Genomic DNA, 12,344 nt, shown 5'->3' on the forward strand with positions numbered 1-12,344 from the left:
CAAAGTCGACGCGGTCGCTGTGGGAGCGGGCGAGCCCGCGAACACCGGCAAAGCCGGTGCCAGCCACCGAGCAGCATTCTTCGCGGGCATGCCCGCTCCCACAGGATTGTGCGGTGCAGACACAGTTTCTATTGCAGGCTCAAGCCTGGTGGTGCTGTCAGCAGGCTGATTGCACGCTCGCCAGCAAACCCGCACTCAAGAACATCCCCACGCCAAACACAAAATGCGTGGCCAGGCTCTTCAGGCAGTTGCGCGCAGGCGTCGGCGTCCTCGACGCAAAGAACCCCGCACCCATCGCCGGTTGCATGAAGCACAAAGGCGCCACGACTGTCACCACACCAACAACCAGCGCAGGCAACAATGTAGGTGCCAGCAACCAGCCCTCCCCCACGATCACGACCAGCAGCATCGCGAACAGCACGCCGATGGCGTAATGAATCCCCCACCCCAACGCCAGCTCATGCCGCACCGGTTCCGCCTTGGCAATCGCCTGGTGCCGCACACGCCCGTGCAGCAAATGCCCCGCCCAACGCCCGACCATGGCGAAGTTCAGCGTGGCGACACCCATCCGCCTCAGCAGCAGCCCCCACAAGTCCATCACCATCGTGGCACCGATACCAATTGGCAAAGCAGCGGAAAACATTGCAGTAAACGTCATTGAACAAACCCTCGAAGATTGACGGTCATCACCATGCCGCGCAGCATAGAAGTTGAAGTCAACTTCAAGTCAAGGGCCCGAAATGGACATTGCCGACGTCGCCAAGCGCACAGGCGTACCCGCCTCGACGCTGCGCTACTACGAGAAGAAAGGCCTGCTCAAGTCACTCGCCGGGCCTGGCCAGCGGCGGCAGTTCGCAGCCGATGTGGCAGACCGGCTGGCGCTGATCGCCCTGGGCCAGGCTGCGGGATTTTCGCTGGATGAAGTGGGGACGATGCTGGTGGACCTGCAGGTCGACCGGCAGATGCTGATCGCCAAGGCCGACGAACTGGATGCACGGATCAGGCGCTTGCAGGCGATGAGCAAGGGCTTGCGGCATGCGGCCCAGTGCCCTGAGGAAGATCACCTGGAATGTCCGAAATTCCAGCGGCTGATGAAGCTGTCGGCGGCGGGGCATGGGGAAAAACGGGGCAGTTCAACAGTTGCCTTTAAGCGGCCAGGATAAAACCACCATTGGGATGCATCATCTGAATAGAGTAATGGCAATACGATATCAATACGCCACTACTCAGTGTAGAGTTACGCGCCTCGGCGCCCAGCCGTGCGCCGAGAACAGTACTCACACTCAGGAAATGTTGCATGTCCACAATTCGAAATCTGACCGCTGCCGCACTGATAGCGCTGACCACTGGTTGTGCTACCGGCCTCAATTCGGCTCAAGAGTCGGAACTTGCCAGCTATCGCGCCAGAAACCTCGCGGTTGAAGAAAAAAGCCCAGGGCTTGCTGCCGGCCTTGGCCTGCTTCCAGGTGGCGGCTCGTTCTATGGTCGTGCATATGGCTTTGGCGTGGTGAACCTGCTGTTCTGGCCGCTTTCCATTCTGTGGGACCCGGTGAGTGGGCATGACGCTGCAGAGATGATCAACTACCAAGCCAGCAAAGCCCATGTTGCAACGCTGAAAAAGCACGACATGGACGAGCTCGATGCCAAGCTGGAATCCGACTCGATCGACCTCAAACGCTACACGCTCGACAAACGCAGGATCGATGAGAAGTACAATCTGTAAAGGCATCTGCCGCACAGCGCAACGCTCGGCCTGAGGCCTGTACGTTCCCAACGATGCCGCGGCGCGCCTTTCAATAGTTGAAGCCATACACGATGTATGGCTTTCGTCTTGCTTTACCGGCATATCACTCAAGGATTATTCAAGTGACCTACTTCCGTGTGTTTCTGGTCTCGGTATTTATTGCCCTTTGCACAGGGTGCGCTTCGCCTGCTCAAATTTCCGGAATGTCCGTGGCATCCGACCAGACCGATGCGCAGTTTTATGATCAACGCCTGCATCGCAACATTCAGGTGACCGAAGTAAATGGCGGAGACGCCACCAACCCGCTCTGGACTTCGGAAATCGACGGCCCGGACTTTGGTGCTGCACTCAAACAATCACTTGCCAGTGCTGACCTGCTTGGCGAAGCACCTGCTGCCTACACCCTGCGCGCCAACCTGCTGCGGGTCGACCAACCCATTTTTGGCCTGGATTTCGAAGTTACCTGCGAGGCTGAATATACGTTGACCGAGTCTGCTTCAAACACCGTTATTTTCCGAGAGATCATTCGGACGCCCTTTACCGCTGGCGTTGGCGACTCCGTTATCGCGATCAAGCGCCTGCGCCTGGCCAATGAAGGTTCGGCACGCACGAATATCAGCACGCTGCTGAAGCGCCTCAAGGCGCTCAAACTTGAGGCCGGACAGGTTTCTCTAAAGTAATGAATACCTGCTGAAACCGGGCTTTCGATGCGGGTAGGACAACAGCGCCTACTCCGCTGCATCGGCGCGGTCGCGGCAGGAATGGAAGTCAGAAGGCACCTACCGGCGCCGGGCACATGCCTGCGTCTTGCAGCTCCCGAAGGATTGCTTCCTGGAAGGTGCCGAGCCTGTTGCCCGGAGATCGAACACCAGCACCTGCGCATCAGTAGCGTGGCTGAACGTGACCGCCTGGGTTTCCGTCAGCTTCAGTCCGTCGCCCTCCACAACAGTTTCTCCGTTCACCCGGAGCCTGCCTGCGACAACGTGGACATAGGCGTGTCGTCGCCCTGCGAGGGCCAGAGTATGCGACTCACCTTGTGAGAAGTTGCCCGCATAGATTTTCGTATCCTGGAGGATTTTCAGCGATCCGGCTTGCCCCGTTTTCGAGGCGATCAGCTGGAGCTTTCCATGCCGCTCTCCGGCCGGAAAGTGCTTCTGTTGGTATGAAGGCTTGGTGCGAGACGAATGGGGGGTCAGCCAGATCTGTAGCAGATGCACAGGCTGGGTAGCGGAAGCATTGAATTCGCTGTGCTCGATACCTGAGCCGGCGCTGATGAGCTGAAAGTCGCCTGCGTGAATCCTGGTGCTGTTTGCCAGGGTGTCTCGATGGGCCAATGTCCCCTTGAGCACATAAGTCAGGATCTCCACATCACGATGGCCATGTTGACCGAAGCCTTTACCCTGTGAAATCCAATCTTCGTTGATGACGCGCAGGTCCGAGAAACCACTCTCTTGCGGGTTTCTATAGCTTCCCAACGAGAAGGAATGCCGGGATTTCAGCCACGGCAAACGGGTAGCGCCCCGATCACCTGCCTTGCGGATCTCTTTCATGCTCACACCGAAATGCATTGCTTCAAAGAGGAGGCAGCTTAGAGGAGAGTTTGATCGAAGAAAAATATCAGAAACTGGTCTAAATCATCGCCTTGGTAGATTGAATAGACATTCGGTTACCCTGAGACGCTCGTTACTCATCAAAATCAATGATAGGTAACATCGACATTTGCATGTTTTCTATCAGCCAAATGAAATGGAGAATGGCGCCTGAACTCAAATCTGGAACTGTCTGATGCGCTTTCTGCCTCTTGCTGCTGCCTCATTCACTCTCACGCTGCTGGCGGGGTGCGCATCCGCGCCTAACCAGCCGACAAAGGAGTTGCTGACCGCGAAATCTCCAGAAGCTTTTTCCGCCTGCGTCATGCAGAAGTTGCAAGAGAATCAGCAATCGCCGAACGTCACCCATACGAGCCGAAGCTATCGCGTGATCCTGAGCAGCCCTGTTGCGGCGGACAATGTGATCGAGACGTTCAAAGGGGACACGGGCGGGAAAGTCTACGTTTATCAGCGAGGGCTCTTTTCTGAGAACCTCGTTCGCGTAGCTTCCCTATGCGCTTGAGGAGAGGGAGGCTCTCACCAGGCCGAAGTTGTCGAGTTGGGTAATGCGAGAAATCCTTGAAAATTCAAGGACCTGAAATGGAGGCGGCCCCACCAGCCACACCCCGGCACTCGATGTTCCCGCTATGGCTGCTCCCTTCCGGGCCTGACCAGGTTAACGGGTAATCAATGCGGGGGGACCGATGGGGCCACCACTACAAGGCTCGCTGAACAGCGAGTGGCGCCATTGTACCGGTCTTGGGGGCAGATACAACCTCTGGAGCAGAAAAAGTCATCATTTCTCAATGACTTGTCCGGGTCGGGGTGGCCTGGAGCTGCCAATTCGCGGGTGAACCCGCTCCTACAGGGTTAGCGCTGACAGCAAGACCAGCGCAGGACCTGTGGGAGCGGGCGTGTCGAGGCGTCGAACCGCCGCGAAGCAGGCGCCGCGGTGGATGGCACGGGCTTCGCCCGTGTTCGCGGGCATGCCCGCTCCCACAAGGACCGCGCAAGCCACAGGGGATTGCGCAGGGCGTTAGACAGCGATGCCCTGCTCGGCCAGGAAGGTGACGAAGGCATCTTCATCAAGTACCTTCACCCCCAACTCACTGGCCTTGGCCAGCTTGGACCCCGCCCCCGGCCCTGCCACCACGCAGTGGGTCTTGCCGGAAACCGAACCCGCCACCTTGGCCCCCAGGCTTTCCAGCTTTTCCTTGGCGATATCACGGCTCATGCGCTCCAGGGTGCCGGTCAGCACCCAGGTCTGGCCGGCCAGCGGCAGGCCTTCGGCGACTTTCTTCTCGCTGCTCCAGTGCATGCCGAACGCCAGCAACTGTGCCTCGATGTCCCGGGCCAGCTTCTGGTTGGCTTCATCCTTGAAGAACTCGCGCACGGCTTCGGCCTGCTTGGCCGCCAGGGCCTGGCGCAGGTCGATACCGTCGGCGGCGATGATCTTGTCCAGGCTGTCGAGCTTGGCCACCAGCTTCTCGGCACCGGTCGGGCCAACCGAGGCGATGTCGAGCTTGGCGATCATGCCGGCCAGGGTGGTGCTGGCGGCGAATTCGGCAGCCAGCTCGCCTTCGTCCTGCAGTTGCATGCCGCTGTCGAGCAACTGCCTGATGACCTTGCGGTTGTGCTCGTCCTCGAAGAAGTTGTGGATCTCGTACGCCACCTCCAGGCCGATATCCGGCAGGTAGGTGAGCACTTGCGGCAGCGCTTGCTGCACGCGCGCCAGACTGCCCAGCGACCGGGCCAGCACCTTGGCGGTCTCCTCGCCTACGTCCGGGATGCCCAGGGCGTAGATGAAGCGCGCCAGGCCCGGGCGCTTGCTGGCTTCGATGGCATCCAGCAGCTTCTTGCTGGACACTTCGGCAAAACCTTCCAGGCCGACGATCTGGTCGAATTCCAGCTTGTACAGGTCGGCCGGCGAGCCGATCAGGCCTTCGTCCACCAGCTGCTCGACGCTCTTCTCGCCCAGGCCGTCGATGTCCATGGCGCGGCGTGACACGTAGTGGATGATCGCCTGCTTGAGCTGGGCGCCACAGGCCAGGCGACCGACGCAGCGGTACACCGCACCCTCGCTGGTGGTTTCCTTGCCCTTGCTACGCTTGACCAGCTGGGTACGCTCGACCTGCGAGCCGCATACCGGGCATTCGCTAGGCACCTGCACCGGGCGCGCATCTTCCGGGCGGCGCTCCAGCACCACCTGCATCACCTGCGGAATCACGTCACCGGCGCGGCGGATGATCACCGTGTCGCCAATGCGCAGGCCCAGGCGGGCGATTTCGTCCATGTTGTGCAGGGTGGCGTTGGACACGGTCACACCGGCGACCTTGACCGGCTTCAGGCGTGCCACGGGCGTTACCGCACCGGTGCGGCCGACCTGGAATTCGACATCCAGCACCTCGGTCAGCTCTTCCATGGCCGGGAACTTGTGGGCAATCGCCCAGCGCGGCTCACGGGCGCGGAAGCCCAGTTCGCGCTGGGCGGCCAGGCTGTTGACCTTGAACACCACGCCGTCGATTTCGTAGGGCAGGCTGTTGCGTCGCTCGCCGATGTCGCGGTAGTAGGCCAGGCATTCTTCGATGCCAGCGGCATGCTTGAGTTCGCGGCTGATCGGCAGGCCCCAGGCCTTGAGCTGCTCGAGGATGCCGATGTGGCTGTCGCCGATGCTCGCGGACACCTGGCCGACGCCATAGCAGCAGAATTCCAGCGGGCGGCTGGCGGTGATTTTCGAATCCAGCTGACGCAGGCTGCCGGCGGCGGCGTTGCGCGGGTTGGCGAAGGTCTTGCCACCTGCTTCGGCCTGGGCGGCGTTGAGCCGATCGAAACCGGCCTTGCTCATGTACACCTCGCCGCGCACCTCCAGCACCGCCGGCCACCCCTCGCCTTGCAGCTTGAGCGGGATGTTGCGCACGGTACGCACGTTGGCACTGATGTCTTCGCCAGTGGTGCCGTCGCCACGGGTGGCACCCTGCACCAGCTGGCCGTCGCGGTACAACAAGCTTACGGCCAGGCCGTCGAGCTTGGGCTCGCAGCTGTAGTCGACCGCACCGGGCTGGTCGAGGCCGTCTACCACGCGGCGGCCGAACTCACGCAAGTCGGCTTCTTCGAAGGCGTTGCCCAGGCTGAGCATGGGCACTTCGTGGCGTACCTGGCTGAACGCGGCCAGGGCTTCGCCACCCACGCGCTGGGTGGGCGAGTCGGGGGTTACCAGGTGCGGGTGTTCGGCTTCAAGCGCCTTGAGCTCGTTGAACAGGCGGTCGTATTCGGCATCGGGCACGCTTGGCTCATCGAGCACGTAGTAGCGGTAGTTGTGCTGGTCGAGCTCGGCACGCAGTTCGTGGATACGGGTTTCGGCGGTCATGGGATTTGTCTTCTCTTGCAAAGCAAAAGAGCAGCCTGGGGGTGGTGCATGGGGCCTGGATTTGTGTTGCCTGCCCCGGCCCTATCGCCGGCAAGCCAGCTCCCACAGGTAAACCACAGGCCTGGAGGGCAGTGATACACCTGTGGGAGCTGGCTTGCCGGCGATAGGGCCAGTGCAGGCAACAGCATTACCCGAACCGACCAGCACGCCCTCAGGCTGCTCTTTCGTCTGGATCTGTCAGCGCTTCTGGGTCAGCGCACGGCGCTCGAATTCGACGATGCGCTGGCGGTAGTGCTCGATGGTCTGGGCGGTCAGCACGCTGCGCTGGTCGTCCTTGAGCTCACCGTTCAGTTCGTGCGCCAGCTTGCGCGCCGCAGCCACCATCACGTCGAAGGCCTGCTTCGGATGACGTGGGCCCGGCAGGCCGAGGAAGAAGCTCACCGCGCGGGTGCTGAAGTGGTCGATGTCGTCCAGGTCGAACACGCCGGGCTTGACGGCGTTGGCCATGGAGAACAGCACCTCGCCGTGACCGGCCATGCTCTCGTGACGGTGGAAGATGTCCATTTCGCCGAAGCGCAGGCCGCTTTCCAGAATGTTCTGCAGCAGCGCCGGGCCCTTGAAGCCACCCTCGTCGCGGGAGATGACGCTGATCACCAGCACTTCCTCGGCCGGCGGCAGCTCCTTGACGCTGTTGCTGGCAGGCGCCGCACCGTTGCTGCGGGTGTTTTCCGCGGCAAAGTCGTCATCGCTGTCGGCAAACAGGTCGGGCTCGCGTGGCTCGGCGCTGAGGTTCAGGTCACCCTGCTGTGCATCCGCAGCAGCGGTGGCGCGCTTGCCGCGCTTGGCAGCCTTGGCCGGCTTGGGCTCGCGCTCGCGATCACGCGCAGAAGCACTGAGCGACGGCAGGTCGCTTTCGTCCAGCTCAGGCTCCTTGTGGGTATCCAGCACCCGCGAAGGGCCAAGCACTTCGGCATTGCCCTCTTCGTCCGGCAGGTTGGAATAACTGCGATCCAGACGGAATTTCAACTTGCCTTTCCCGCCGCGCATGCGGCGCCAGCCGTCGAAAAGAATCCCGGCAATGACAATGATGCCGATGACGATCAGCCACTCGCGCAGACCGATTTCCATGTAATCCCGTGCCTCTATAAAAATATGCTTGAAAACAAAGGGTTCAAAGCCCTTTAACACGTGGCGCCAACTCTATGTTCTGACAGGCGTTTTACCCACGCAAAAAACGAGTGACATTAAGCTAGCACGACCAAAGACAACTTTACACCGTCTGTCGCACATGGCGGGGGCATTTCGCTACGGAATATGCCCTTATCGTCGAGCATCAGGCATCGACCATGGCCATGGCCTCCTCCACATCGACGGCAACCAGACGTGAACAGCCCGGTTCATGCATGGTCACCCCCATCAATTGATCCGCCATCTCCATGGCAATCTTGTTATGGGTGATGTAGATGAACTGCACGCTTTCACTCATTTCCTTGACCAGACGGGCGTAACGCCCGACGTTGGCATCGTCCAGCGGCGCGTCGACTTCGTCGAGCATGCAGAACGGTGCGGGGTTCAACTTGAAGATGGCAAACACCAGCGCCAATGCGGTCAGTGCCTTCTCGCCGCCGGACAGCAGATGGATGGTGCTGTTCTTCTTGCCCGGTGGCCGCGCCATGATCGTTACCCCTGTATCGAGTAGATCTTCGCCCGTCAGTTCCAGATAAGCGCTGCCACCACCGAAAACTTTTGGGAAAAGTGCCTGTAATCCGGCATTTATCTGATCAAAGGTATCCTTGAAGCGGTTGCGGGTTTCCTTGTCGATCTTGCGAATGACGTTTTCCAGGGTCTCCAGGGCTTCGACCAGGTCGGCGTCCTGGGCGTCCAGGTAGCGCTTGCGCTCGGACTGCTGCTCGTACTCTTCGATGGCCGCCAGGTTGATCGCCCCCAGGCGCTGGATACGCGCATCGAGCTGCTCCAACTCCTGTTCGGTGCCCTGCTCGCTGGCCTCGGCCTCCAGGGTGGCGAGCACACCTTGCAGGTCGTAGCCATCGGCCAGCAACTGCTCCTGCAAGGTCTTGCGCCGCACATCCAGGCCCTGGCACTCCAGGCGCAGCTGTTCCAGCTGGCCACGCAGCAACTGGGCCTGCTGCTCGGCCTGGGTACGGCGCTTTTCGGCGTCGCGCAGTTCGCGGTCGGCTTCGTCCATGTGCAGGCGAGCCTGGCGCATTTCCTCGTCGACGCTCATGCGCCGCTCCAGCAGCTCTTCCAGCTTCAGGCGCAGTTCTTCCTGCGGGGCCTCGCCCTCCTCCAGGTTCAGGCTCAGTTGCTCCTGGCGCTCGGTCAGGCGCGCGGCCTGCTGCTCAAGACGCTCCAGGGCCTGGCGGGTGGAATCATGCTGCGCGCGCAGCGAGCCCAGGCGCACAGCCAGCTGGTGAGCGTGATCCTTGTGCTGGCGGGCCTCCTGGCGCACGCGATCGAGGCTTTCGCGCAGGGTGTCGCGGCGAGCCATCAACTGCTCGCGCTGCTCGGTGTCCTGGGCCATCAGCTCCAAGGCCTCCTGCAGCAGCAGGCGGGCTTCGCCCAGCTGCTCATGTTCCAGGGCGCGCTGTTCTTCCAGTTCGCTCAGCTCTTCCTGCAGGCGCCGGCGGCGCAGCTCGACCTGCTCGGCACGTGCGCGGCCAGCCGACAGGTTGGCCTTCAGCTCGCCATGCAGGCGGTTTTCTTCCTGGGTGCGACGGCGCAGTTGTTCACGCTGTTCTTCAAGGTCCAGTTGCTGCTCGCGCAGGGCCTGCAGTTGCTGTTCCAACTGCTCCAGCGCCGCTTCCTGCTCCAGTTGCTCCTGGCCCAGGCGCTCGATCTCCTGGCCGCGTGCCAGCACGCCGCCTTCGGCTTCGCCGCCACGGCGCACCCGCAGGAAGTGTCGGCCAACCCAGTAGCCATCGCGGCTGACCAGGCTCTGGCCTTCGCCGAGCGAGGCGCGCTGCGCCAGCGCCTGGGCAAGGTCTTCCACGGGTTTGACCTGGCCCAGCCAGGGCGCCAGGTCGACACGGCCTTCGACCTTTTCCAGCAGGCTGCCGGGCAGCGACGAGCCGGTACCGCTCGCCAGCAGCAAGCGCAACTCGCCCTGCTCCAGGCCGGCAAAATCCAGGTTATTGAAGTCATCCACCAGCACAGCCTGCAGATCGGCACCGAGCACGGTTTCTACCGCAAGCTCCCAGCCCGGCTCTACCCGCAACCCTTCAGCCAGCCGCGGCTGTTGCTCCAGGCCCTGGCCCTGCAGCCAGTGCGCAGCACCTGCACCCGGCTCCAGCGCAGCCTGCTGCAAGGCTTCAAGCGAGGCCAGGCGGCCACCCAGGCGTTGCAGGTCGCCCTGCGCCTGCTGTTGGGCCTGGGTGGCCTGCTGCAGTTGTTCACGCGCGCCTTCCAGGCGCTCGACCACCTGCTCTTCCGACAACTGCAACTCTTCCAGCAACATTTCGCTGCTGGCTAGCTGCTCGGCCAGTTCGAGCATGGCCGCATCCTGCGGGTCGCTGCCCAGCAGCTCACGCTCCTCGCCCAGCTTGCGCTGGCGCTCGGCCTGGCGTTCCAGGCTGGCCTCCAGCTGTTGCAGGCGCGCCTGCTGCACTTCGGCCTGGCGGCGCGGCTCGGCGGAACGGCTGTTGAAGCTGTCCCACTGTTCCTGCCAGCCGTGCATGCCCAGCTCGGCCTCTTCAAGGGCGGCAGTGGCTTCTTCGGCAGCGGCCAGGGTCATTTCCTGCTCGGGTTCGAGCATGGCCAGCTCTTCGCCCAAGGTAGCCAGCAGGGTACGGTCGTGGCCCAGGTGCGACTCGGTTTCCAGGCGCGTGCGCTCGGCTTCCTTGAAGTCATCCTGCAACTGGCGCAGGCGCTGCTGGCCGTGCTGGATGCTCTGCTCGACCCGGGCGATGTCACCGGCCACCGAGTAGAAACGGCCCTGCACCTGGTTGAAGCGTTCGGACAATTCGTGATGGCCATCGCGCAGGCGCTCGATGCTGGCATCGGCATTGCGCTGCTCGGCCACCAGCGCCTCATGGGACACATCCTGGTCGCCGATCACCGCCTCGCGCTGGCGCACCCGTTCGTCCAGGTCACGCCAGCGCAAGGCCGACAGGCGCGCCTTCAGCTGGCGCTCCTGGGCCTTGTATTCGCGGTACTTCTCGGCCGCCTGGGCCTGACGGTGCAGGCGCTCCAGCTGGCGCTCCAGCTCTTCGCGCAGGTCGGTCAGGCGCGCCAGGTTTTCCTGGGTGCGGCGGATGCGGCTCTCGGTTTCACGGCGGCGTTCCTTGTACTTGGAAATGCCGGCGGCTTCCTCGATGAAGTTGCGCAGCTCCTCGGGCTTGGCCTCGATCAGCTTGGAGATCATGCCCTGTTCGATGATCGAGTAGCTGCGCGGCCCCAGGCCGGTACCGAGGAAGATGTCGGTGATATCGCGCCGGCGGCACTTGGTGCCGTTGAGGTAGTAACTGTTCTGCCCGTCGCGGGTGACCTTGCGGCGGATCGAGATCTCGGCGTAGGCGGCATATTCGCCGACCAGGGTGGTTTCGCTGTTGTCGAACACCAGCTCGATGCTGGCCTGGCTGACCGGCTTGCGGCCACTGGAGCCGTTGAAGATGACATCGGTCATCGACTCGCCGCGCAGGTTCTTTGCCGAACTCTCGCCCATCACCCAGCGCACGGCATCGATGATGTTGGACTTGCCACAGCCGTTGGGGCCGACCACGGCCGCCATGTTGCTGGGGAAGTTGACCGTGGTCGGGTCGACGAACGACTTGAACCCGGCCAGGCGAATGCACTTCAGGCGCATCGGTCAGCCTCGGGCCAACGCCGCCAGCACCAGTTCGCAGCTGCGCTGGCCATAGGCGGTGAGCACCTCGCGAATGCGCGGCAGGTCACGGGCGATCACGGCGTCGAGCAGGCGGGCGAACAGGTCCAGGTAATCGATCATGTTGGCCTGGCGCTGGTCCAGCGACAGGTAGTAGGCACGGCTCATTGCCGGCTGCAGGTTTTCCACGGTTTCCTGCAGGAACGGGTTGTCGGCGAACGGATAGGCCGCCCGCATGACCGCGAAGCTGTCGGCGACGAAGGCCTTGATGTCCAGCTGGTCATGGGCCCGCTGCAGGCGCTGCTGGATCTCCAGGAACGGGCGCAGGTCGGCATCGGTGCGCCATTTTTGCGCAACCGCGTTACCCAGCAGGATGTAGAACTCGCCCATCAGTGCGCACAGGCTGCGCACACTGCGCTCGTCGAGCTCGGTCACATGGGCACCCCGGCGCGGCAGGATCGCCACCAGGTGGCGGCGTTCGAGGATCAGCAGCGCCTCGCGCACCGAGCCGCGGCTGACGTTGAGAGCCTGGGTGACCTTCTGCTCCTGGATACGCTCGCCTGGCGCCAGCTCGCCGCGGATGATGCGTTCGGCCAGGTAATCGGCAATCTGCTCGGAGAGGCTGTCCGGGGCCTTGAACGTCATGGTTTTCCTTCAAAATCATTGAACTGGGCACAAGGAGCGGATTGTAGCGTACTTGGCCGGTAATCGCGCAGAGGGGCCTGGCGGTTTATTTGACCTGCAAGGCATCCAGGCGCCCGGCGCGATCTATGCTTGGGATATGGGCACTGTGTGCGGCCGGGC

At 62.3% G+C, this 12,344-nt stretch carries 10 protein-coding genes and 1 other RNA gene; 4 read left to right on the plus strand and 7 right to left on the minus strand.

Annotated features, from left to right (window positions below):
* Nucleotides 1-157: 157 nt before the first annotated feature.
* Nucleotides 158-658, minus strand: coding sequence for a DUF2938 domain-containing protein (locus CAG44_RS03740; RefSeq protein WP_075045880.1), 501 nt, complete (start codon nt 656-658; stop codon nt 158-160).
* A gap of 82 nt (nt 659-740) precedes the next feature.
* Here CAG44_RS03740 and CAG44_RS03745 point away from each other — a divergent pair, with 82 nt between their 5' ends.
* The 3 genes from CAG44_RS03745 to CAG44_RS03755 all read left to right on the plus strand — a co-directional run bounded on the left by CAG44_RS03745 (nt 741) and on the right by CAG44_RS03755 (nt 2,424).
* On the plus strand, nt 741-1,163 hold the full coding sequence (locus tag CAG44_RS03745) for a helix-turn-helix domain-containing protein (RefSeq protein WP_085691616.1): 423 nt from the start codon (nt 741-743) through the stop codon (nt 1,161-1,163).
* A gap of 134 nt (nt 1,164-1,297) precedes the next feature.
* The gene (locus CAG44_RS03750; RefSeq protein ID WP_085592845.1) at nt 1,298-1,723 is read left to right on the plus strand and encodes a hypothetical protein; all 426 of its coding nucleotides are present in this window, start codon (nt 1,298-1,300) and stop codon (nt 1,721-1,723) included.
* A 143-nt stretch (nt 1,724-1,866) separates the two neighbouring features.
* A complete protein-coding gene (locus CAG44_RS03755; protein WP_256573577.1) occupies nt 1,867-2,424 on the plus strand; it encodes a hypothetical protein in 558 nt (185 codons plus the stop codon).
* Nucleotides 2,425-2,523: 99 nt separating this feature from the next.
* Here CAG44_RS03755 and CAG44_RS03760 read toward each other — a convergent pair whose 3' ends face one another.
* Nucleotides 2,524-3,294, minus strand: coding sequence for a pirin family protein (locus CAG44_RS03760; protein WP_085691707.1), 771 nt, complete (start codon nt 3,292-3,294; stop codon nt 2,524-2,526).
* Between the two features lie 235 nt (nt 3,295-3,529).
* Here CAG44_RS03760 and CAG44_RS03765 point away from each other — a divergent pair, with 235 nt between their 5' ends.
* A complete protein-coding gene (locus tag CAG44_RS03765) occupies nt 3,530-3,856 on the plus strand; it encodes a hypothetical protein (RefSeq protein WP_085691617.1) in 327 nt (108 codons plus the stop codon).
* 87 nt (nt 3,857-3,943) lie between these two features.
* Here CAG44_RS03765 and ffs read toward each other — a convergent pair.
* The 5 genes from ffs to CAG44_RS03790 form a co-directional block, all read right to left on the minus strand.
* An RNA gene (gene ffs, locus CAG44_RS03770) (signal recognition particle sRNA small type) lies at nt 3,944-4,040 on the minus strand.
* Nucleotides 4,041-4,369: 329 nt separating this feature from the next.
* A complete protein-coding gene (ligA, locus tag CAG44_RS03775) occupies nt 4,370-6,700 on the minus strand; it encodes an NAD-dependent DNA ligase LigA (protein WP_085691618.1) in 2,331 nt (776 codons plus the stop codon).
* Between the two features lie 237 nt (nt 6,701-6,937).
* A complete protein-coding gene (gene zipA / locus CAG44_RS03780) occupies nt 6,938-7,828 on the minus strand; it encodes a cell division protein ZipA (RefSeq protein ID WP_025340022.1) in 891 nt (296 codons plus the stop codon).
* A gap of 205 nt (nt 7,829-8,033) precedes the next feature.
* Nucleotides 8,034-11,522, minus strand: a complete 3,489-nt coding sequence (smc, locus tag CAG44_RS03785; protein WP_085691619.1) for a chromosome segregation protein SMC — start codon at nt 11,520-11,522, stop codon at nt 8,034-8,036.
* A 3-nt stretch (nt 11,523-11,525) separates the two neighbouring features.
* Nucleotides 11,526-12,185, minus strand: a complete 660-nt coding sequence (locus CAG44_RS03790; protein WP_015271155.1) for a GntR family transcriptional regulator — start codon at nt 12,183-12,185, stop codon at nt 11,526-11,528.
* Nucleotides 12,186-12,344: the final 159 nt, after the last annotated feature.

The sequence above is a fragment of the Pseudomonas sp. B13(2017) genome, from assembly GCF_002113245.1.
Classification (GTDB): domain Bacteria; phylum Pseudomonadota; class Gammaproteobacteria; order Pseudomonadales; family Pseudomonadaceae; genus Aquipseudomonas; species Aquipseudomonas putida_Z.

Coding starts and splice junctions, on each gene's coding strand:
- CAG44_RS03740 (WP_075045880.1), bottom strand. CDS start 658: ATGACGTTTACTGCAATGTTTTCCGCTGCTTTGCCAATTGGTATCGGT.
- CAG44_RS03745 (WP_085691616.1), top strand. CDS start 741: ATGGACATTGCCGACGTCGCCAAGCGCACAGGCGTACCCGCCTCGACG.
- CAG44_RS03750 (WP_085592845.1), top strand. CDS start 1,298: ATGTCCACAATTCGAAATCTGACCGCTGCCGCACTGATAGCGCTGACC.
- CAG44_RS03760 (WP_085691707.1), bottom strand. CDS start 3,294: ATGAAAGAGATCCGCAAGGCAGGTGATCGGGGCGCTACCCGTTTGCCG.
- CAG44_RS03765 (WP_085691617.1), top strand. CDS start 3,530: ATGCGCTTTCTGCCTCTTGCTGCTGCCTCATTCACTCTCACGCTGCTG.
- ligA (WP_085691618.1), bottom strand. CDS start 6,700: ATGACCGCCGAAACCCGTATCCACGAACTGCGTGCCGAGCTCGACCAG.
- zipA (WP_025340022.1), bottom strand. CDS start 7,828: ATGGAAATCGGTCTGCGCGAGTGGCTGATCGTCATCGGCATCATTGTC.
- smc (WP_085691619.1), bottom strand. CDS start 11,522: ATGCGCCTGAAGTGCATTCGCCTGGCCGGGTTCAAGTCGTTCGTCGAC.
- CAG44_RS03790 (WP_015271155.1), bottom strand. CDS start 12,185: ATGACGTTCAAGGCCCCGGACAGCCTCTCCGAGCAGATTGCCGATTAC.